The 20,831-nt window shown below is 61.9% G+C and carries 18 protein-coding genes; 9 read left to right on the top strand and 9 right to left on the bottom strand.

Features of this window, described 5'->3' with window-relative positions:
- Positions 1 to 24: 24 nt before the first annotated feature.
- The 4 genes from FHT93_RS31710 to FHT93_RS31695 form a co-directional block, all read right to left on the bottom strand.
- Positions 25 to 216 (bottom strand): hypothetical protein, encoded by a 192-nt coding sequence (locus FHT93_RS31710; RefSeq protein WP_183851115.1) that lies wholly within the window; start codon positions 214 to 216, stop codon positions 25 to 27.
- Between the two features lie 134 nt (positions 217 to 350).
- A complete protein-coding gene (locus tag FHT93_RS31705; protein ID WP_113013857.1) occupies positions 351 to 1,241 on the bottom strand; it encodes a uracil-DNA glycosylase in 891 nt (296 codons plus the stop codon).
- A 68-nt stretch (positions 1,242 to 1,309) separates the two neighbouring features.
- Complete coding sequence (locus FHT93_RS31700) at positions 1,310 to 2,605, bottom strand: Hsp70 family protein (protein ID WP_018114301.1); 1,296 nt, start codon at positions 2,603 to 2,605, stop codon at positions 1,310 to 1,312.
- A 145-nt stretch (positions 2,606 to 2,750) separates the two neighbouring features.
- Positions 2,751 to 3,641 (bottom strand): LysR family transcriptional regulator, encoded by an 891-nt coding sequence (locus FHT93_RS31695; RefSeq protein ID WP_183851114.1) that lies wholly within the window; start codon positions 3,639 to 3,641, stop codon positions 2,751 to 2,753.
- A gap of 104 nt (positions 3,642 to 3,745) precedes the next feature.
- Here FHT93_RS31695 and blaOXA point away from each other — a divergent pair, with 104 nt between their 5' ends.
- Entirely contained in the window at positions 3,746 to 4,570 is an 825-nt protein-coding gene (blaOXA, locus tag FHT93_RS31690; protein WP_183851113.1) for a class D beta-lactamase, read from the top strand.
- Positions 4,571 to 4,607: 37 nt separating this feature from the next.
- On the opposite strand, the gene FHT93_RS31685 is transcribed toward blaOXA, so the two are convergent.
- Positions 4,608 to 7,724: an efflux RND transporter permease subunit gene (locus FHT93_RS31685; RefSeq protein ID WP_183851112.1), complete on the bottom strand. Its 3,117-nt coding sequence runs from the start codon at positions 7,722 to 7,724 to the stop codon at positions 4,608 to 4,610.
- On the bottom strand, positions 7,721 to 9,034 hold the full coding sequence (locus tag FHT93_RS31680) for an efflux RND transporter periplasmic adaptor subunit (protein ID WP_113202806.1): 1,314 nt from the start codon (positions 9,032 to 9,034) through the stop codon (positions 7,721 to 7,723). Before FHT93_RS31680 ends, FHT93_RS31685 begins: the two co-directional genes overlap by 4 nt.
- Positions 9,035 to 9,330: 296 nt before the next feature.
- Between FHT93_RS31680 and FHT93_RS31675 the strand changes: the two genes are divergently transcribed.
- Positions 9,331 to 10,209 (top strand): aminoglycoside phosphotransferase family protein, encoded by an 879-nt coding sequence (locus FHT93_RS31675; protein WP_113013863.1) that lies wholly within the window; start codon positions 9,331 to 9,333, stop codon positions 10,207 to 10,209.
- A 6-nt stretch (positions 10,210 to 10,215) separates the two neighbouring features.
- On the opposite strand, the gene FHT93_RS31670 is transcribed toward FHT93_RS31675, so the two are convergent.
- Positions 10,216 to 11,004 carry an SDR family oxidoreductase gene (locus FHT93_RS31670; protein WP_112547808.1) on the bottom strand — a complete coding sequence of 263 codons (789 nt, stop codon included), beginning with the start codon at positions 11,002 to 11,004 and terminating at the stop codon, positions 10,216 to 10,218.
- Positions 11,005 to 11,258: 254 nt separating this feature from the next.
- Between FHT93_RS31670 and FHT93_RS31665 the strand changes: the two genes are divergently transcribed.
- On the top strand, positions 11,259 to 12,923 hold the full coding sequence (locus tag FHT93_RS31665) for an electron transfer flavoprotein-ubiquinone oxidoreductase (RefSeq protein ID WP_112967911.1): 1,665 nt from the start codon (positions 11,259 to 11,261) through the stop codon (positions 12,921 to 12,923).
- 226 nt (positions 12,924 to 13,149) lie between these two features.
- Entirely contained in the window at positions 13,150 to 13,770 is a 621-nt protein-coding gene (locus tag FHT93_RS31660) for a L,D-transpeptidase (protein ID WP_183851111.1), read from the top strand.
- Positions 13,771 to 13,847: 77 nt separating this feature from the next.
- Here FHT93_RS31660 and FHT93_RS31655 read toward each other — a convergent pair whose 3' ends face one another.
- Positions 13,848 to 14,753: a DMT family transporter gene (locus FHT93_RS31655; protein ID WP_183851110.1), complete on the bottom strand. Its 906-nt coding sequence runs from the start codon at positions 14,751 to 14,753 to the stop codon at positions 13,848 to 13,850.
- Positions 14,754 to 14,896: 143 nt separating this feature from the next.
- Between FHT93_RS31655 and FHT93_RS31650 the strand changes: the two genes are divergently transcribed.
- From FHT93_RS31650 to FHT93_RS31630, 5 genes are all read left to right on the top strand, one after another.
- The gene (locus FHT93_RS31650; RefSeq protein ID WP_113014089.1) at positions 14,897 to 15,370 is read left to right on the top strand and encodes an Lrp/AsnC family transcriptional regulator; all 474 of its coding nucleotides are present in this window, start codon (positions 14,897 to 14,899) and stop codon (positions 15,368 to 15,370) included.
- A gap of 124 nt (positions 15,371 to 15,494) precedes the next feature.
- On the top strand, positions 15,495 to 16,427 hold the full coding sequence (locus FHT93_RS31645; protein ID WP_183851109.1) for an ABC transporter substrate-binding protein: 933 nt from the start codon (positions 15,495 to 15,497) through the stop codon (positions 16,425 to 16,427).
- Positions 16,428 to 16,433: 6 nt separating this feature from the next.
- The gene (locus FHT93_RS31640) at positions 16,434 to 17,447 is read left to right on the top strand and encodes an iron ABC transporter permease (protein WP_183851108.1); all 1,014 of its coding nucleotides are present in this window, start codon (positions 16,434 to 16,436) and stop codon (positions 17,445 to 17,447) included.
- The gene (locus tag FHT93_RS31635) at positions 17,444 to 18,451 is read left to right on the top strand and encodes an iron ABC transporter permease (protein ID WP_113114968.1); all 1,008 of its coding nucleotides are present in this window, start codon (positions 17,444 to 17,446) and stop codon (positions 18,449 to 18,451) included. The genes FHT93_RS31640 and FHT93_RS31635 overlap by 4 nt, the downstream gene beginning before the upstream one ends.
- Positions 18,444 to 19,256 carry an ABC transporter ATP-binding protein gene (locus tag FHT93_RS31630; RefSeq protein ID WP_112544787.1) on the top strand — a complete coding sequence of 271 codons (813 nt, stop codon included), beginning with the start codon at positions 18,444 to 18,446 and terminating at the stop codon, positions 19,254 to 19,256. Before FHT93_RS31635 ends, FHT93_RS31630 begins: the two co-directional genes overlap by 8 nt.
- Here FHT93_RS31630 and mgtE read toward each other — a convergent pair.
- Complete coding sequence (gene mgtE, locus FHT93_RS31625; protein WP_112544786.1) at positions 19,253 to 20,626, bottom strand: magnesium transporter; 1,374 nt, start codon at positions 20,624 to 20,626, stop codon at positions 19,253 to 19,255. The two genes, FHT93_RS31630 and mgtE, sit on opposite strands and share 4 nt — an antisense overlap.
- Positions 20,627 to 20,831 lie beyond the last annotated feature (205 nt).

Here is a 20,831-nt window from a genome sequence, read left to right as displayed (position 1 = left end):
TGCCGGATCATCATTCCGGAATTTTCAATATTCCTGGAAATCCGCGAAGATCATTGCCGGACGCGAGGTGCGGCTGCTGATTCCGGTACCGCGGGCGATCATCTGTTCGTTCGTGGCAAAGCCGAAACGGCTGTAGCCCTGGGTGCTGCGAACCTGATCGCTTGCTTGGCGCAGGGTTTCAAACCCGCAATGTATAGGACGAAAATTTTTGCTCATGGCCTTGGTTCCTGTTCATTCCTCCCAAGACACGCCCTCTATATTGCAGTGCAGCATCGATTCTTCAATGCACCCTTGCAGGATGCAGCCATGCGTATATTGCATGGGAATGTTCACAATATTTTCAAACTTGGCTAATTTGTAAGCAGAGACAGTTCTTTAAGTCGAGCCCGGAAGGCCAGCAGGTCGCTCCAGGCAAGCCGCTTGTTGACGGGCGCGGTCAGCAGGTCCTGGGGATGCAGGCTGGCTATGGCCGGAATGACCTGATCTGCGACGGCGATCTCCTTCCAGCGGCCGCGAAGCCCGTGGATCGTGTCATTTTCGCCGAAGAAGAAGCGCGCCGTGTAGTTGCCGAGCAGCAGAATGGCACGCGGTTCGGCAAGCGCGATCTGCCGCTCGATGAAGGGACGGCAGATCTCCGTCTCGGCCGCAGACGGCATGCGGTTGCCCGGCGGACGCCAGGGAATGATCTGCGTCAGGAGAATGGCTGACCGCTCGAGCCCGATCGAAGCCAGCATGCGGTCCAGCAATTGGCCTTGCCTGCCGGCAAAGGCCGCTCCCTCGCGCTCGTCATCGGCGCCCGGCGCCGGACCGATCACCATGATGCCGCTGGCCGGATCGCCGCTCGCAAAAATGGTCGAGCGGGCGCTGTTTTTCAGATTGCAGCCATTGAAGGCTTCGAGCGCTGTTTTCAGTTCGGCAAGCGAGCGGGCGCTCTCGGCTGCAAACCGCGCCTGCTGCACGGCTTCACCGTCAGGAATTGCCGGCTGTGGCCGCGAGGACGGAATTGACGCTGCCGTCTGCTGCGGCGCAGGGCGGGGGGACGCCTGTCTCTCCGGTGGCGCCTGTCTGTCCGGCTGCGGTTGCGCGGCCGGTGCCGCCGAACGGCGCGCGGCCTTCATCGCCTCGAACTCGGCGAAACGGTCGACCGGCTCTTCTTCCAGCAGCCAGTCCACGCCCGCCTCCGCATGGAAATGCAGAAGTGCTGCAAGTTCGGCCGGACTCAGGTCGTTTGCGGAGATCATGAGCAGACTTTAGCGGAGCGAAAACGGCAATGAAAGGGCGGGCATCCTTGCCCGCGCCCTTTCGGCCACTATTGCACAGTCCACTGGTTGATATCGTCGCGTTCGCCGATCAGCGCCAGACCGTGTGCGATCGAAAGCAACTCGCCGCCGGTTTCGATCTTGTCGCTGTCGAAGCGCTCGGTGAAGATGCGCCGCACGGCCGGTACGAAGGATGTGCCGCCCGTCAGGAACACCTTGTCGATGCCGGATGCATCGGTGTTGGTCTTTTCCAGCACCTCGTCCAGCGCCCCCTCGATGCGGGCGAGATCATCGACGATCCAGCTTTCGAAATCGCTGCGCTTGATCGTGCGGTGACCGCCGCGGCCGAGCGGGGCAAAATCGAAGGGCGCCTCTTCGGCGGCGGAAAGCGCCATTTTCGTTGCCGAGACGGCCTGATAGAGCGGATAGCCCTCGTCGTGATCGATAAGGTCGACGAAGATTTCCAGCTTCTCGGGCTCCAGCGCTGTGCGCACCAGCTTCTTGAGGTCTTCGAATTCCCTCGAACTCTTGAAGATCGACAGCTGGTTCCACCGGCTGAAGCTCGCATAGTAGTTTGACGGTACCTCGAGGATCTTGTCGAAACTCTTGAAATGGCTGCCTTTGCCGATCTGCGGCGCAACGATGTTGTCGATCATGCGCGCATCGAAATGGTCGCCGGCGACACCGACACCGGAATGCCCGATCGGCGTTGCCGTCAGTTTGCCGGCTCTGGTCTCGAAGCGGATCAGCGAATAGTCCGTCGTACCGCCGCCAAAGTCGGCGACGAGCACGGTCGCATCGGCTTTCAGGTTCTGCGCGAAGTAGAAAGCGGCCGCGACCGGTTCGTAGACATAATGGATTTCCGGAAAGCCGAAGCGCGTCAGCGCCTCGTTGTATCGCTGCACCGCCAGCACCGGGTCCGGATTGGCGCCGGCAAAATGCACGGGGCGGCCGGCTATGATGCGGTTCACGTCGCCCGGCCAGTTCTCGCCGGCATAGTGACGCAGACGCCGGATGAAGATTTCCATCAGGTCTTCGAAGCTCTGCCGCTTGCCGAAAATGATCGTGCCCTGGAAAAGCGCGCTTGCCGCAAAGGTCTTGATCGACTGCAGGAAACGGCAATCGCCGGGATTGTCGATGAACTGCTGGATTGCCGCATGTCCGGCCTCCACCTTCAGAGCCGAAGCGCCAAGCTGCGCGTCCTTCATGAAGGACAGCGCAGTGCGCATGCTGTCGGCCGTGCCGGCGCTGCTGGTCAGTGATATGGAATGCGTGTCTGCGCCGCCGTCTGCCAGCGCCAGAACAGTATTGGTCGTGCCGAAGTCAAGCCCGAGCGCCCGTGCCATGGCCGTGCTCCCTGTCAAATATGTCGAAAATCTGTGAGCCGGGGCGGATGCCCCGAAATGCGAAAGGGCGCCTTGTCGTGCGCCCCTGATATCTTGTGAGAGGCGCGTGATCGCATAGGAGCAGGCGGAAAGCAACCCATGCCGCTTAGTTTCCGAGTTGCACGCGTGTCCCTTCTGCCATCTTGCCGATCCACTTGCGAAACATCTCCATGGCGGGCGTAACAGAGCGGGATTTGAGCCGCGTCAGCCAGTAGCTGCCCTTGGAGATCCAGACCGGAAAGGGCTGTTCCAGCTCGCCGGCAGCTAGCTGGCGGGAGAACATCAAGGGCGGTGCGAGCGCCACGCCCGCACCCTGCAGCGCCGCCTCGATCATGAGGACGGAGGAATCGAAGACCATGCCGCGGATCGGCGGGGAGGTGACGCCTGCCGTCTCGAACCAGCTCGGCCATTCGTCGGCGCGGTAGGAGCGCAGCAGCGTCTGATGGGCGACGTCTTCGGGGGAGGAGAGCTGGCGGGCGATCGAGGGAATGCAGAGCACCGAGAGTGGCGCTTCGAACAGGGCTTCGGCCTCTATGTCGTGCCAGGCGCCGTTGCCGAACTTGATCGTATAGTCGAGCCCTTCGGCAGCAATATCGACGCGGTTGTTGTTGGTCGAAAGCCTGAGATCGATAAAGGGATATTGCTCGCGGAAATCGGCAAGCCGCGGCAGGAGCCAGCCGACGGCAAGCGTGCCGACCGCGCCGAGCTTCAGCACTTCACGCATATGACCGCCTTCGAAACGCTCCAGCATGTCGGCCATGCGGTCGAAGGAATCCTGCAGGGCAGGAAGCAGCGCAAGCCCTTCCTCCGTGATCATCAGCCCGCGCGGTAGGCGGCGAAACAGGCTGACGCCGAGCCGTTGCTCCAGGAGTTTCACCTGATGACTGACGGCCGCCTGCGTAACGCAGAGTTCGATCGCCGCCCGGGTGAAGGAAAGATGGCGCGCCGCTGCCTCGAAGGCGCGCAGCGAATTCAGCGGCAAATATGGTCGAACCATGGCAATGGCCTAATCTGATTTATACCTGACCGGAAATATCGTCGTTTGATTGGGCCTCGCAAGCCAGCCTAGAAAGCCCAGGTCGAACCATATGGAGAGAGAAAGTGGCTTTCGAAAGACTTGTTCTTCTGGCATTTTCCATAAGTATTGCAGTGATTTCCATGAAGCCGGCGCCGGCATATGCCGCCGATCCCATCCGCTGCACCGTCATCATCGATGAGAAGACCGGCGAGACGATTTACCGTCAGGGCAATTGTGATCAGGGCTTCTATCCGCAGTCGACCTTCAAATTGCCTTTGGCCATGATGGGCTATGATTCCGGCATTCTGGTCGATGAGCACAATCCGCTCTGGACATATGATCCGAAGCTCAAGCGACCGCAGCGCGAGCAGAAGGATACCGACCCGACCATCTGGGAGCGGGATTCCATCGTCTGGTACTCACAGGCGCTGACCCGCAAGCTCGGCAAACGTGCCTTTGCCGATTACGTCAGGCGCTTCGGCTACGGCAATGAGGATGTCTCGGGCGGTCCTGGCAATACGGATGGGCTGACCGAATCCTGGCTGATGTCATCGCTCAGGATCTCCGCCGAGGACCAGGTGCAGTTCCTCCGCCGGTTTCGAACCGGCCGCCTGCCGATATCGCAGCGCGCGCGGCAGATGACGGAGGCGATCGTCCCGCATTTTGAAGCGGCTGACGGTTGGGATATCCAGGGCAAGACCGGCGCCGGCTGGTTGCGCAACGCGGCCGGCAAGACCAATCATGAACGGCCGCTCGGCTGGTTCGTCGGCTGGGCGACAAAGGGCGACAGGCGGCTGATTTTCGCGAGGCTCTACATCGCCAATCATCGCTACGCCGACAATCCGATCAGCTTCGAGACGCGCGATACGCTGGTTGCGGATTTCGCCGGATTGGTCGAAGACCGCTGAAAGGAAGAGGGCGCCGGAAGGCGCCCTTTCTGTCTCTCTATTCGGCGGCCATCGCCTGTGGTTCCTCTGCGACGTGCTCTTCCGTCTTCCCTCGGCTGAGCAAGCGGTTGAGGAAATTCCCGAAGCGATCCATCTCGACGAAGATGACCGGGGTGATGAACAGCGTCAGCATCTGCGAAACGATGAGACCGCCGACGACGGCGATACCGAGCGGCTGGCGCAATTCCGAGCTCGCACCGGTGCCGAGCGCGATCGGCAGGGCGCCGAGCAGGGCGCAGAAGGTCGTCATCATGATCGGGCGGAAGCGTCGCACGCAGGCCTCGTGGATCGCCGCCGTCGCCTTCTCGCCCGTCGTGCGCATGGTTTCGACAGCCACGTCGATCATCATGATCGCGTTCTTCTTGACGATGCCGATCAGCATAAGCAGGCCGATCAGGGCAATGATCGAAAGATCGAAGCCCATGATCTTCAGCGCCAGCAGCGCGCCGAAGGCCGCCGCCGGCAGGCCCGACAGGATGGTCAGCGGGTGGATGAAGCTTTCATAGAGCACGCCGAGCACGACATAGATGGTCAGCACCGCTGCCAGGATCAGATAAGGCGTATTGCCCTGCGATTGCTGGAAGATCTCTGCCGTGCCGCCATAGGACGTGAAGACGTCGGCCGGCATGTTGAGATCCTTCTTGATCTGGTCGATCCGGGCCGTCGCGTCGCTGAGCGATACGCCCTCCGGCAGGTTGAAGGAAACGGTGGTCGAGACGAGCTGGCCGGTCTGGTTGATGGTGACCGGCCCGAGTGTGCGCTCGACATGCGCGAAATTCGACAGCGGCACCAGGCTGCCATTGGAGGAGGCGACGCGGATTTCAGAAAGCTTCTGGTCGTCCCATGGCTTGCTCGTGTCGTATTCGACGATGACGTCGTAGCTGTCGCCGGTCGACTGGATTTCCGCCGCCGCAAATCCGCTGAAGGATTCCTGCAGCGTCGTGCGCAGCGTGTCATTGTCGATCCCGTAGGCGGCGGCCCGCTCGGTGTCGATGACGATATTGGCCTGCAGGGCATTGTTCTGCGCATCCGAGGTCACGTCCGTGAACAGGCGGTCGCCGCGCATGGCCTGCTGGATCTTGCCGGCCCACAGATTGGTCTGGTCGGCGTTAAGCGCCTGGATGACCAGCTGATATTGGCTGGCGGTCTGGCGCCCGCCGAAGCGCAGGCTCTGGTTGGGCGTCACGAAGGCCTGCAGGCCGGGGATCTTGTTGATCGCCGTTCGCAGTTCGCGCAGCGTCTGCTCAAGCGGTTCACGCTGATCCTTGTCCTTCAGTTCGACGAACATCGAGCCGTTGTTCTGCGGCTTGTTGGGGTTGCCGCCGACGGTCGACATGACGTGATTGACCGCCGGGTTCGCCTTGACGACGGCCGCGGCCTGTTGCTGCAGGGCCTCCATCGCCGAATAGGAAATATCCTGCCGGGCTTGCGTGCTGATCGTCAGTCGCCCGATATCTTCCTGCGGGAAGAAGCTCGTCGGCAGCGTCATGAAGAAATAGACGGTCAGCGCGACGGAAGCGAGGAAGACCCCGAGGATGAAGGGGCGGTGGCGAAGGCACCAGCCGACCGCATTGTCGTAACCGCGCAGCGTCCGCTCGAAACCGGCATCGAAGATGCGGATGAGCAGTGGCGGACGGCTGTGGTTGTTGGAAAGGCGCGAACCGAGCATCGGCGTGACCGTCAGCGAGACGATCGCCGAAGCGATGATGGCGATCGCAACAACCATGCCGAATTCGTTGAACACGCGGCCCACAACACCGCCCATCAACAGGATCGGGATGAAGACCGCGATCAGCGACACCGACATGGAGATGATGGTGTAGCTGACTTCGCCGGCACCCTTGATCGCCGCCTCGCGCACCGGCATGCCTTCCTCGACATGGCGCAGGATGTTTTCCAGCATGACGATCGCGTCGTCGACGACGAGACCCACCGCGAGCGTCAGCCCGAGCAGCGAGATGTTGTCGATACTGTAGCCGAGCACATACATCATGCCGAAGGTCGAGATCAGCGACAGCGGAACGGCAAGGCCCGGAATGATCGTTGCCGTCGCATGGCCCGTGAAGAGATAGATGACGAGAACGACGAGGCCGATCGTCAGAAGTAGCGTGAACTTCACGTCGACAATGGCATCGCGGATCGGCTTTGCGGCATCGTTCATGATGACCGTGTTGACCGAGGGCGGGATTTCGGCGTGAAGCTGCGGCAGCTTGGCGTTGATCGCATCGACGACGTCGACGGTGTTGGCATCCGGCTGGCGCTGGATGGCCAGGATAATGCCGCGCTGGCCGTCATACCAGCTGCCCGTATACTGGTTCTCGACGCTGTCCTGGACATCGGCGATATCGCCGAGATGGATCGGTGCGCCGTTCGGATTGGCGATGACGAGCGAGCGGAACTGCTCGGCATTGGTACGCTGCGTATTGGCCGTGATCGTCATGGCCTGCGAATTGTTCTGCAGCGTGCCCACGGGCTGTTGGCTGTTGGCAGCCGCAAGCGCCTTGTTGACGGTGTCGATGCCGATCCCACGGGTGAGCAGCTTGTTGGGGTCGACCTCGACGCGCACGGCATAGGTCTGCGCGCCGAAGACGCTGACCTGGGCGACGCCCGGAAGCGTCGACAGCGATGGCGAGATGATGTCTTCGGCGATCTCGTCGAGCTTGCTGCGCGGCATGGTATTGCTTTGCACCGAAAGCAGCATGATCGGCGCATCGGCCGGGTTCGTCTTGCGGTAGCTCGGCGGCGTCGTCATGTTGTCGGGCAGCTGCCGCGTTGCATGCGAAATGGCCGCCTGCACGTCGGCGGCGGCCGCATCGATATCGCGGTTCAGGTCGAATTGCAGCACGATACTGGTGCTGCCGAGCGAACTCGACGCGCTGATCTCGCTGATGCCGGGGATCGTCTCGAACTGCTTGATCAGAGGGGTCGCGACCGAAGTCGCCATCGTCTGCGGCGAGGCGCCGCTCAGCTGCGCCGAGACGTTGATGGTCGGAAAGTCGACCTGCGGCAGAGCCGCGACCGGCACGCGCTGGTAGCCCGCAAGACCCGCCAGAATGACGCCAATCGCAAGCAGGGTCGTTGCGACCGGCCGCTGAATACAGAAATTCGGGATCATTGCTCAGCCCCCACCGCGATCGTTTCGGCCTGCTGCTGTTGCCGAGGCGCGTCGGCGGAAGCGACGTTCAGGGTCTTGTCGTCGAATTGCTCGCTGACCGCCTGCTGGTCGTTGAGCTGGCCCTGGCCTTCGACGACCACGTGGTCGCCCTCCGAAAGGCCGGATGCGATGGCCGTGAAGCCGCCATTGGCACGGGCGACGGTCACTGGCGTCAGATGCGATTTGCCGTCCTTGGCCACGAAGGCAAAGAAGCCGTCGGGGCCGGGGCTGACGGCAACCGTCGGCACGACCACCTGCTGCTCGTCATTGTTGAAATGCACGATGATATTGATCGACTGGCCGGGCCATAGCGCACCCGAGGCGTTTTCGAACTTCGCCTTGGCAAGGATCGTGCCCGATGCCGTGTCTACCGTGTTGTCGTAGAAGCTGATCTCACCCTTGCGCACCCTTCCCTTGGTGGAATTGGGCGCCGTGCTGACTTCGACCGGACCGACGGCCAGCGCTTTCTTCAGTTCACGCAGGTAACGTTCCTGCAGGTGGAACTTCACATAGATTGGATCGTATTTGGCGATGGTGACGATGGCCGCACCGGCATTGACGAAGGCACCCTTGCTGGGAGCGATATCGCCGAGCCTGCCATCGAAAGGCGCGCGAATATCGGTATGCTCGAGGATAACCTGGTCCGAAGCGAGCGTGGCCTTGTCGGCTTCGACGGTTGCGGCAGCGGTATCGCGAGCGGCTCTCGCCTGGTCGAGGCTCTGTTGCGTGCCGGCCTTCTGGTTGAAGAGGTCCTGCGCCCTTGTCAGCGCCGTCTCGGATTCTGCGAGCGTTGCTGCATCACGCACGATCATCGCATTGTCCTTGTCGACAGCAGCCTTGGCCGTCCGGTCGTCCAGTTTGGCGATCAGGTCGCCCTCCTTGACCGTGGCGCCGTCATTGGCCTCGATGCTGACGATGAGGCCCTGTTCCTGGGCGGCAATCGTCGTATTGTCGTCGGCATCTGCCCAGCCGGTTGCCGTGACGTCGGTGGGCAAAGCGGCCTTCACGGCTGCTACGGTCTTGACCATTGTGGGACCGTTTGCGCCGCGCCGGCGTCCGCCACCCTGTTGTTGACCACCCTGCTGTCCGCCGCCGCTCTGAGCCTGGTCGGCCTGAGCCTGCTGATGATTGCCGTTCTGGCTCCCGTCGGGCTTCTTGATGAACTGTGACAGATAAGGAATATCAGAAGCGTAGGGGATCTTGTTCCCGAACTGCCAGAAGCCAACAGCGGCCACGGCTACAATGCTGACGGTGATCCAAAATTTCTTCATAAGCGAAACCGGTTTTGTTGGGCAGATTGCGTGATTTTCTACGGTGATTGAGCCGCCTATATTGCGGCGCAAAAAAGACATAATCACCCCGGCAATGATCACTAAGCAGTTATAACGGCTTAAATTTTCGTAATGAACATTCCGTAATATTCAAACTATACTAATATATAGTCGTTTAGGCAGCGTTCTCCGCCTTGGCGAGCTGCCAGCGCAGGCTGTACCGGCGAAACACTATTTGGTCCGCATTGCAGGTTTTTGCGCGGGATGGAACCTGGGAAATGCGGAGGCAGACTGTCATGGCCGAGTTGAACGCCGGTGATTTTCGCGAGCTTATCACCAACATCTTTCCGGAGCTGACGGGCTCCGTTTTCAAGCTCGCGACGAAGGGCTGGGATTCGACTGCCATCGATGTCGATGACCGTCTGATCTTCAAGTTTCCGCGCAATCCGGCCGCCGAGAGGGCGCTGATCAGGGAAGCCGCTCTTCTCGGCATCATCAGGCCGTCGCTGTCGATGGCGGTTCCCGATATGCGCATTCATGACGGCCCTCCGATTTTCTCCAGCCATGCCAAGATCCAGGGCGAACACCTCATCACCGACGATTACGAGCTTCTGCCGGATGCGGCCCGCCAGCGCCTCGGCGACGATCTCGCCCGCTTCTATGCCGAACTGCATGATCTCGATGACGACCGCATGCGCGCGCTCGGCGCCGGCCCGATCCTGCCCTGGCAGTCGCCTGATAAGGTGCGGGAAATGGCGCTGCCGTTGTTGTCGACCGAACTGGCCAGCTACGCGGAGAAAGTCATCTGGGATTTCCAGGCTTTGCCGCCGGATCCTTGCGGGGTCACTTACGGCTTCTTCGATGGTCATGGCTGGAATATGGCCTTCGACCATGCCGAGGGCAGGTTGAACGGCCTCTATGATTTCGCCGATTCAGGGTTAGGCCCGCTGCATCAGGAATTCATCTATTCGAACTTCATCTCGCCCGATCTGACATCACGCATCGTCTCGGGCTACGAGACGCTGACGGGCCGCCGGCTGGACCGCCGGCGCATCGCCATTCTCACCGGTTTCCACCGCCTGTCCGAGCTGGCCGAACTTGCAGGCGATCCCACCTATGTCGGCGCGAAGATCGACAGCGTAGCGGCATGGGCCGCTGCGGACCGTGCCGGATGAGGGGGGTCAGAGGGAGCGCGCAGCACCTCCGTCACAGCGGATCAGCGAACCGGTGATGTAGCTCGCCGGCTGGCTGCACAGGAAGGCCGCCGTTGCGGCAAATTCTTCGACCTTGCCGTAGCGCCCGACCGGAATACGCGCCTCCTTCTCCACGCGAATCTGCTCGACGCTCTTGCCGGTCCGTTTGGCCGCAGCTCCGTCGAGATCGTCGAGCCTTGCTGTGAGGATGCTGCCGGGCAGAAGCATGTTCGTGGTGATGCCATGGCCGGCGACTTCCGATGCCAGCGTCTTGCTCCAGCCGGCAAGGGCCGGGCGCAGCGTGTTCGACAGGGCGAGGTTGGCGATCGGCTCGATCACTCCTGACGAGGCAACCGTCAGGATGCGGCCCCAGCCCTGCGCCTTCATGCCGGGCAGCAGCGCATTGGTGAGCGTGATGACGCGCGCGACCATGGAGAGGAAATAGGTTTCGAGCTTCTCCGGCGTCATGTCCTCGGTCGTGCCGGGCGTCGGGCCGCCGGTATTGTTGACGAGGATATCGAGCCCGCCGAATTTCTCCTGCACGGCACCCGTAACGGTCTGGACGAAATTGTCATCCGCAAGGTCGGCCCAGATCCAGTCGGCCTTGCCATTGCGCTGCCCGTTGATCGCCTTGCAATTGGCTTCCAGCTGCTCGCCGCTGCGCCCGCAGAGAAGAACATTTGCCCCTTCCTGCGCCAGCGCCTTGGCGATGCCGAGCCCGAGACCGCGTGAGGAGGCGAGTACGAGTGCGCGTTTGCCCTTGATGCCGAGATCCATGATTTCCTCCATTTCCGGTGGCCCATCTATAGGGCGCAAGTCCCGTGAAAGAAAAGGACGAAGAGCGCTTTACGGGTACTCCAATAATTGACGTTAACGTAAGCGTTATATAATCTTCTGTGCGGATGAACGTCATTGTGCGAATTGGAGGATTGGCTGTCGCTTCCCGGCTCGACAATGTTTTCCGGTTTTGACAAGAGAATACCCCACAATGGGGATGAACGGTCGCGAGACGGCCGAGTGGAGACGAATGGATGACCGAAATGACCGAGCTGCCGGAACGCGAAAGCATGGAATTCGACGTGGTGATCGTCGGCGCCGGTCCGGCCGGCCTTTCGGCCGCCATTCGCTTGAAGCAGATCGATCCGGAACTCTCGGTCGTCGTGCTGGAGAAGGGCGCTGAAGTCGGCGCCCATATCCTCTCCGGCGCCGTCGTCGACCCTGTCGGCATCGACCGCCTGTTGCCCGGCTGGCGCAGCGAAAGCGACCATCCTTTCAAGACCGAAGTCAAGGACGACCACTTCCTGCTGCTCGGCCCGGCCGGCTCCATCCGCCTGCCGAACATCATGATGCCGCCGCTGATGAGCAATCACGGCAATTACATCGTATCGCTTGGGCTTGTCTGTCGGTGGCTGGCGACGAAGGCGGAAGAACTCGGCGTCGAGATCTATCCGGGCTTTGCCGCCACCGAGGTGCTCTACAATGACGAGGGCGCCGTCATCGGCGTCGCGACCGGCGACATGGGCATCGAGAAGAATGGCGAGCCCGGCCCGAGCTACGCGCGCGGCATGGCGCTCATGGGCAAATATGTGCTGATCGGCGAAGGTGTGCGCGGTTCGCTCGCCAAGCAGCTGATCGCCAAGTTCGACCTGCAGAAGGATCGCGAGCCCCAGAAATTCGGCATCGGCATCAAGGAACTCTGGGAGGTCAAGCCGGAGAACCATCGCCGCGGCCTCGTGCAGCATTCCTTCGGCTGGCCGCTCGGCATGTCGACCGGTGGCGGCTCCTTCCTCTATCACCTCGAAGACAATCTCGTCGCCGTCGGCTTCGTCATCCATCTCAACTACAAGAACCCCTGGCTCTACCCCTTCGAGGAATTCCAGCGCTTCAAGACCCATCCGGCGATCCGCGGCACTTTCGAGGGCGGCAAGCGCCTCTCCTATGGCGCGCGCGCCATCACCGAAGGCGGATACCAATCGGTGCCGAAGCTCTCCTTCCCGGGCGGTGCTCTGATCGGCTGTTCGGCAGGCTTCGTCAACGTGCCGCGCATCAAGGGCAGCCACAATGCCGTGCTCTCGGGCATGATGGCCGCCGACCGCATCGCCGCGGCGATTGCCGCCGGCCGCGCCAATGACGAAGTGGTCGAGATCGAAAACGACTGGCGCAAGAGCGATATCGGCAAGGACCTGAAGCGCGTGCGCAACGTCAAGCCGCTCTGGTCGAAGTTCGGCACGGCCCTCGGCGTCGCACTCGGTGGTCTCGACATGTGGACCAACCAGCTCTTCGGCTTTTCCTTCTTCGGCACGCTCGGTCACGGCAAGACCGATGCAGCGTCGCTGGAACCGGCCTCACAGCACAAGAAGATCGACTATCCGAAGCCCGACGGTGTGCTCACCTTCGACCGTCTCTCCTCCGTCTTCCTGTCGAACACCAATCACGAGGAAGATCAGCCGGTCCATCTTCAGGTCAAGGACATGGCGCTGCAGAAATCGTCCGAATTCGGCATCTACGGCGGTCCGTCGACACGCTACTGTCCGGCCGGCGTCTACGAATGGGTGGAGAAGGACGGCGAAGAGACTTTCGTCATCAACGCCCAGAACTGCGTGCACTGCAAGACCTGCGATATCAAGGATCCCAACCAGAACATCAACTGGGTGCCGCCGCAGGGGGGCGAGGGGCCGGTCTATCCAAACATGTGATGCCGGTCGGTTGTTCGGCGCCGTAAATGCGGCGCCGAAGTGCTCCTGGAAAAAGCGTGCCGCTGATCAATATCGCTGGTGAATAGTATTGACGCCTCAGCCGAGTAACGCGCGCCCTATACCTGATAACACATTCGTTATCACTTTGCGCCGGGCCTATTTAGCATTTCATTAACCATAATATCCTTAGCTTGCGACATCTTCTTGACGCACTAAGGACATGTTCATGACGATCTCGCGCCGGGGCTTCCTGATCGCTCTTCCCCTCTTTGTCGCCGGTTGCTCTTCGACCACTCTGAACAGCCAGACGAATTATGCCGCACTTCCCGATGAGAAATTTCCGCTGAGGCAGGTGCCGATCGATCAGATCAAACCGGAGCTTCGCCGCACCGAAGTCGCCTATGAGGGCAGCTATGCGCCGGGAACCGTCGTCGTCGATACACCGGCGCGGCGCGCCTATTATATCCTCGGCGACGGCAGGGCGATGCGTTATGGCGTCGGTGTCGGTCGAGAGGGTCTGGCCCTTGCCGGCAACGCCTATGTCGGCCGCAAGGCGGAATGGCCGAGCTGGACGCCGACGCAGAACATGCAGCGCCGTGAGGAGCGTTACCGCAAGCTCGCCGGCGGCATGCCGGGCGGCCCGAACAATCCGCTCGGTGCGCGCGCCATGTATCTCTATCGCGGCGGTGGTGACACGCATTTCCGCATCCACGGCACCAACCAGCCGCAATCGATCGGTCTTGCCATGTCGAGCGGCTGCATCCGCATGATGAACCACGACGTCATCGATCTTTACAATCGCGTCGAAGTCGGCGCCAGGGTCGTTGTCATCCAGGCCATGGCCTGAGGCTTGGCCCGAACTATAGATATGCAGAAAGCCGCCGCAGCGGATCGCTGTCGGCGGCTTTTGTTTTGGGCGAATGTTCAGCGGCGCTTGGCGGCAATGCCGGTCGAGAGCGCCACCCCGATGCCGGTGATCACGGCGGCGCTGATTTCGGCAAGGCCCATCTGCTCGCCGAGCAGGAAGCCGCCGCCGAGCGTGGCCAGCACCGGCGTCAGTGCCGTAAAGGCGGCAGCCTGCGTTCCGCCGAGGGTGCGCACTGCCGTGCCATAGGCGACCATGGCGACGAGGCCCGACAGAATGCCCTGGCTCAGCACCTGCAGGCCGATTTCCGGAAGAGGGGCCCGCGGCAGCGAAATACCGAACACCAGCGCGAGGACGGCCATGATCAGGAAGGACCAGATGGCAATCAGCGCGCTCGCCTGGATGGCTGAAAGACCCGAGCGGCGGAAGGCATGCGTATAGCTTGCCCAGAGAACGGCGCCAGCCGGCAGCAGCACGAAACTCGTCCAGGGCAGGGAGGCATCGGCATGGCTGCGCACGAGCAGGATCAGCACTCCAGCGACGATCGCCGCCAGCCCGGCAATGCGCGTCGCATCCGGTCGTTCGCGAAAAAGCAGGATCCCGATCAGTGCGGTGGCAAGCGGCATGGAACCGCCGAGCAGGATGCCCGACGAGGCCGCCGGTGTGGAATGAATGGCAAGCGTTGTCACCAGGAAGAAGATCGCACCGCAGCCGGCGACCATGATCGCCAGCAGATGCAGCGGCAGGCCTTTTGGCATGAGCCCGATGCGCAGCCAGATCGGTGAGAGAACGAGGGCCGGAATGCCGAAGCGGATGAGGCCGATATCGATCGAACCGAGCGGCGTTGCGGCGCTGTGGCGCGTCGCCAGAAACCATGTCGACCAGATCAGCACCGTCACGGTGCCGGCGGCATAACCCAGTCCTTGCGAAGGCGACTTCTCGTTTGAAAATGCGATCGTGCTCATCGTCTCGTCCTTTCCTGCATCCGGATCTCGTCCGGTTGAAAGAACATTAGCGCGAAGGGCCGAGGCATGTCCTTGCTATCTATGGCTCAGAAAACGTGATATGCGCAATGATCTGCCAATTTATACTGATGGGTTTCGCAATTATGCCAAATCTCGATAAATTCGATATTGCCATCCTGAAATGCCTGCAGGAGGATGCTCGCGCCACCAATGTCGAGATCGCCGAGAAGGTGAATCTTTCGCCGTCACCCTGTTTGCGCCGCATCCGCAATCTCGAAAAGCTCGGCGTCATCCGCCGCTATACCGCCGATATCGACCGCAAGGAGGTTGGCCTTGGTCTCACCGTCTTCGTGGAATTCAAGGTTGCCCATCACAGCCGGGAGAATTCCGAAGCGCAGCAGGCGGCCTTGCTCGCCATTCCCGAGATCGTCTCCTGCTTCCTGATTTCGGGGACGGCCGATTTCCTGGCGGAGGTCGTCGTCGAAGACCTTTCGGCCTATGAGCGGTTGCTGACGGAGACGCTGCTGACCCTGCCGAACGTCACCGATATCAGGTCGAATTTCGCGATCCGCAGCATCAAGACACATGGACCGCTGAAGCTGCCGGAGCGCAACTGACGCACCATCTCCATTAATATGACTGCAATTGTAAACTTTACTTGATAAAAGCGCTTCACTTCTGTAGCCGGTGTCTCGGCCGGCGAGAGGGCGGGCCCATCATTTCAGCATGAAGGATTTTGCCGTGAGCGTTTTTGATATTCCGCTGTCGCGCCGCCAGTTCGGCCTGTTGCTCTCGGCTGGCGTGGCAGCTGCCGTACCGGGCACTGTCCTTGCCGACAACGACAAGCGAACCATCAAGCACGAGCTCGGCACCACCGAAATTTCCGGCAAGCCGCAGCGTGTCGTCGCCCTTGAATTCTCCTTCGTGCAGGCGCTGAATGCCGTCGACGTCGTGCCGGTTGGCATTACCGACGACAACCAGCCGAAGCGTATCGAACAGCTGCTCGGCAAGAAGATCGACTACAGCTCGGTCGGTACGCGGCTGGAGCCCAATCTCGAGCTCGTCGCTGCGCTGACGCCCGATCTCATCATTGCCGATGAACTCCGCCATTCGGCCATCTACGAGCAATCGAGTGCCATTGCGCCGACCATCGTGCTGAACAGCTGGGAGGGCAACTACGAGACCATCAAATCTTCGGTCGTCACTATCGCCGATGCCTTGGGCGAAAAGGCGAAGGGTGAACAAGCGCTCGCCGCCCATGAAGCCGTCATCGCCGGACTGGTCGCAAAGATCCCGGCCGGCGAAAAGCGCCGCTTCCTGCTCGCCGTCGCCAATCCGGATTCGATGAGCCTGCATAGCTCCTCCTCCTTCACCGGTTCCGTCTTCAAGGCCATGGGCCTGACGCCGGCGATCGATTCCAGCGATGCCGTGGAAAGCGGGGCAGGGATCGAGCGCCTGGTCGCCGTCAATCCGGACGTATTCCTGGTTGCGACCGATACCGGCGCCACCGTGTTCGACCAGTGGAAAAGCAATGCCGCCTTCAACAATATTGCGGCGGTGAAGGCCGGCATGGTCTTTCAGGTCGACCGCAACCAGTTTTCCCGTTTCCGCGGATTGACGACGGCAGAGATGATCGCCCGCGAAATCCTCGCCAAGGTCTATCAGGCGGGATAAGCGTCGATGACGACAAGAGGCGGCGCAGCCACGCGGCATGAAACCGGCAGCGCCGCACTGCTGGCATTCTGCCTGTTGCCGGCGCTCGCTGCGACTGTCCTGGCCGGCATTTCCTTCGGCGTTTCCGCGCTACCGGTCGCCCGCGCGCTTCATCTGCTTTTTGTGCCCGATGGCTCGCCTGACAGCGCCCTGGTCTGGGACGTGCGGCTGCCGCGGGCAATGCTCGCCACGCTGGTCGGCGCCAACCTCGCCGTTGCCGGCGTGCTGATCCAGACGCTGACCCGCAATTCGCTCGCTTCGCCGCAGACCTTCGGCATCAATGCCGGGGCCTCGCTGGTCATCGTGATTTCACTGATCGCCATGCCGGGCCTGGGCGCCGCAGGCACCGTCTGGCCGGCTTTCATCGGTGCGGCTGCCGTAGGTCTCGCCATGTGGGCGCTGTCGGGATCGGGCGCGATGAACGAGATGAAGCTGGCGCTTGCCGGCATCTCCATCCAGCTCGTGCTTGCCGCCCTCGTGCAGGCGATCCTGATTGCCAACAATGCCGGCCAGGATATCGTCTACTGGCTCGCCGGTTCCATCAATGGCGCGCAATGGAGCAAGGTCTGGATCATATTGCCTTTCACGCTTCTCGGCGGCGGAATCGCTTTGATCGCCGGTCGTCATTTCGGCGTGCTGGCGCTTGATGAGACCACCGGTATTTCGCTTGGCCAGAATGCCCGGCGTGTCGGTGGCCTTGCAGCCACGCTCATCGTCGTCCTTGCCGGGTCGGCCGTCGCCGTCAGCGGACCGATCGGCTTCATCGGCTTGCTGGTGCCGCATATCGTGCGGCGTCTCGCCGGCAACGACCAGCTGACAGTGATCGTGCTGAGCGCTATCACCGGCCCCTTGCTGCTGACTGCCGCCGATCTCTTGGGCCGCGTCGCCGCCTTTCCGGCCGAAACCCCTGTCGGCATCGTGACGGCTCTGATCGGAGCACCGGCTTTCGTCGCCATCCTCTGGCGGCAGAGGGCAAAATGACGAGTGCGGCCCTGCCATCGAAGAGCCTGCGTGCCGCAAGCGTCTGCCTTGCCATCGCGGTCCTCATCCTCGTCATTGCCGTGCTCGGCATGACGATCGGCGCCGTCACGCTCTCGGTCGGCCAAGTGCTGGACGGCATTGCCGGCGGCAAGAGCGCCTTCATCGTCATGCAGTACCGCGCCCCGCGCGTCATCGTGTCCATCCTCGCCGGCGCCTCGCTCGGCATTGCCGGCGCCTTTCTGCAAGGCGCGCTGCGAAACCCGCTGGCCTCGCCCGATGTCGTCGGCATTACCAAATGGGCCGGCCTCGGCGCCTTCCTTGCCGGTCTCTTCGCGCCGCCGGCTTGGGCCGTCTGGGCCATTCCCGCTGGTGTCGTCGCCGGTGCGGTTGCGGGCGCGCTGGTGCTGCTTGCCATCGGCCGCAGCTTCGGCGGCGGCATCGCGGCCTTGGCGCTTGTGGGCGTCGCCCTCGGCATGTTGGCCCAGGCGCTGATGCAATATGTCATGGTGCTCTTCCCGACGCGCGCCGACCAGTCGATGGTCTGGCTTGCCGGCAGCGTCTATGGCTCGACGATGACCGATGTGGTCGCTCTCTCACTCTGGCTCATCGCCTGCCTGCCTTTCGTGCTGATCGCCACTATCAGGCTCGATGCCGGCGGTTTTGGCGACGATACGTTGACCAGCCTCGGCATTTCGCCTGGCCTCTTGCGCGGCGGCCTCATCGTCGTCTCGGTGCTGCTCTGCGCCGGCAGCGTCGCCGCCGTCGGCAGCATGGGCTTCCTCGGCCTGCTGTCGCCTCATGCCGCGCGCCTGCTCGTCGGTCCACGTGCCCGGCATATGGTTCCGGCAAGCGCCCTGATCGGTGCCCTGACGCTTTCCGCTGCCGATCTGATCGGCCGGCTCGTGGCCCTGCCGAATGAGATCCCGGCCGGCATCGTCGCCGCCGTGATCGGCGGCCCCTATCTCATTTTCCTGCTGATCAAGGAGGCGGGTCGCCATGACTGATGCAGGCAAGACTGACGCCGGCCATTCACGCCTCTCCGCCGAGGATCTGACGCTCGGCTATGCTGCAATCAAAGTGCTCGATCATGTCGATGTCACGATCCCCGACGGCAGGATCACTGCCCTGATCGGCGCCAACGGCTCCGGCAAATCGACGCTGCTGCGTGCTCTCGGCCGTATCATCCAGCCGCTCGGCGGCACCGTGACGCTGGACGGCAAGGCGATTGCTTCCATGCCTGGCAAGGCGATCGCCCAGACCCTGGCGCTCCTGCCGCAAAGCCCCGTCTCGCCCGATGGCCTGACGGTGCGCCAGCTCTGCCGCTTCGGCCGTCATCCGCACAAAGGCATGCTGTCGCGCACGAGCCGTCACGACGAGCAGATCGTCGAGGCGTCGCTCGCTGCCACCGGGCTGGCGGATCTTGCCGAACGCCCGCTCGACCGCTTATCCGGCGGCCAGCGCCAGCGTGCCTGGATTGCCATGGCGCTGGCGCAGGAAACGCCGATCCTGCTGCTCGACGAGCCGACGACCTATCTCGACATTGCCCATCAGCTGGAAGTTCTGGAACTGTTGAAGGAATTGAACGAGAAGAGTGGACGCACCATCGTCATGGTCGTCCACGATCTCAATCACGCCGCTCAATATGCCGACCACATCATCGCGGTCGCCGATGGCGGCATCCATGCTGCAGGCAGCCCCGTCGACTTGCTGAAGCCGGAGCTGATCCGCAGCGTCTTCGGCATCGATGCCGTGGTGATATCCCATCCGGTTGATGGGACACCACTCTGCCTGCCGTTCGTTGGGCGCTAAAGCAGCGTTCCGCTGAGGATCAGCAGCGCCACCGAGAAGTAGATGACGAGCCCGGTCACATCGACCAGCGTGGCAACGAAGGGAGCCGATGCCGTTGCCGGATCGAGCCGCAGTTTCTGCAGCAGGAAGGGCAGCATCGAACCCGACATGGAGCCGAAGGTGACGATACCGACCAATGCGGCAAAGACCGTCAGGCCGACCAGCTGCCAGTGCGGGCCGTAATCATAGAGCCCGGCCGTCTGCCAGAAGATCACGCGCAGCATGCCGACCAGCCCGAGAATGGCGCCGAGCACGACGCCCGTCGGCAGTTCACGCAGCAGCACCCGCCACCAGTCGGTCAGCTTCAACTCGCCGACAGCCAGCGCCCGGATGATGAGCGAGGTTGCCTGCGAACCGGAGTTACCGCCGGAGCTCATGATCAGCGGAATGAAGAGCGTCAGAACGACGGCCTTTTCCAGCTCGCCTTCGAAATGCTGCATGGCGCTTGCCGTCAGCATTTCGCCGAGAAAGAGGGCACAGAGCCAGCCCGCACGCTTGCGGATCATGCCGCCGAAGCTGATCTTCATGTAGGGCTTGCCGAGCGCTTCCATACCGCCGAATTTCTGGGCGGCCTCGGTCGTGTCTGATATCATCGTGTCGATGACGTCATCGACCGTGACGATGCCGAGCACCATGCCGTGGTCGTCGACGATGGGCATGGCCAGGAGGTCGTGCTTGCGGATCAGCCGTGCGACGTCTTCCTGCTTCATCAGCGCATTGGCCGAAACCGGCGTACCTTTCTGCGCGACGGACAGGATCGAGGCGTCAGGCTCGCCGGTGATGAGGCGGCGCAGTGTGACGACATGCATGAGCGCGCCGGAATTGTGATCCAGCACATAGATGGCATAGACGGTTTCGCGGGAGCGTTCGACCTGCCGCACATGGTCCAGTGTCTGGGCGATGGTCCAGTCGTCGGGCACGCTGACAAATTCCGTCGTCATGATGCTGCCGGCCGTGCGCGGCGGATAGCCCATCAGATGCTGGATGGCGATGCGGACGGGTTCTTCCAGGCTGGAGAATAGGCGTACGCGATCATCGACATCGAGTTCCAACAGAACGTCGGCGACGCGGTCGTTCGACATGCCATGCAGCAGCCGGGCCGAATCTGCGCTGTCCATCAGCGCCAGAATGGCCGGTGCGTTGCGCAGTTCCGGACGGTCGAGAATGTTGACGGCATAGTCCTGCGGCATCCGAGAGAGGATGCGGCCGGCTTCAGCCGGGGCAAGTCCGTTCAACGACTCCACGCGCTCGGCAATGGTCGCGACACGGCTGTTATTCATGAAGGCACGGGCAGCATAGCCGGCCCGCAGGGGGAAGCGATTGATATTCATTGGCTCGCCTTTCCGTCGATCCGCCGTAGCGTCCGAACGGGCGAGCCTGGAGCGTCCAGGTCAGCGCACGACGGCCGCGTACGGCAAAGGCAATCGACTGCTACTGTCGCTTGGCATCGTGATGATGGCTCCGTTGATATCCGTGCAAGACATGCGTCATCCACGTGTCACACTAGGTGGTCTCGAATGCGGAAAAAGTCAAGCT

This window comes from Rhizobium sp. BK379 (genome assembly GCF_014193955.1).
Lineage (GTDB): Bacteria > Pseudomonadota > Alphaproteobacteria > Rhizobiales > Rhizobiaceae > Rhizobium.
The sequence above is the reverse complement of the archived record's forward strand: the minus strand, read 5'-3'. Positions and strand labels throughout refer to the sequence as shown.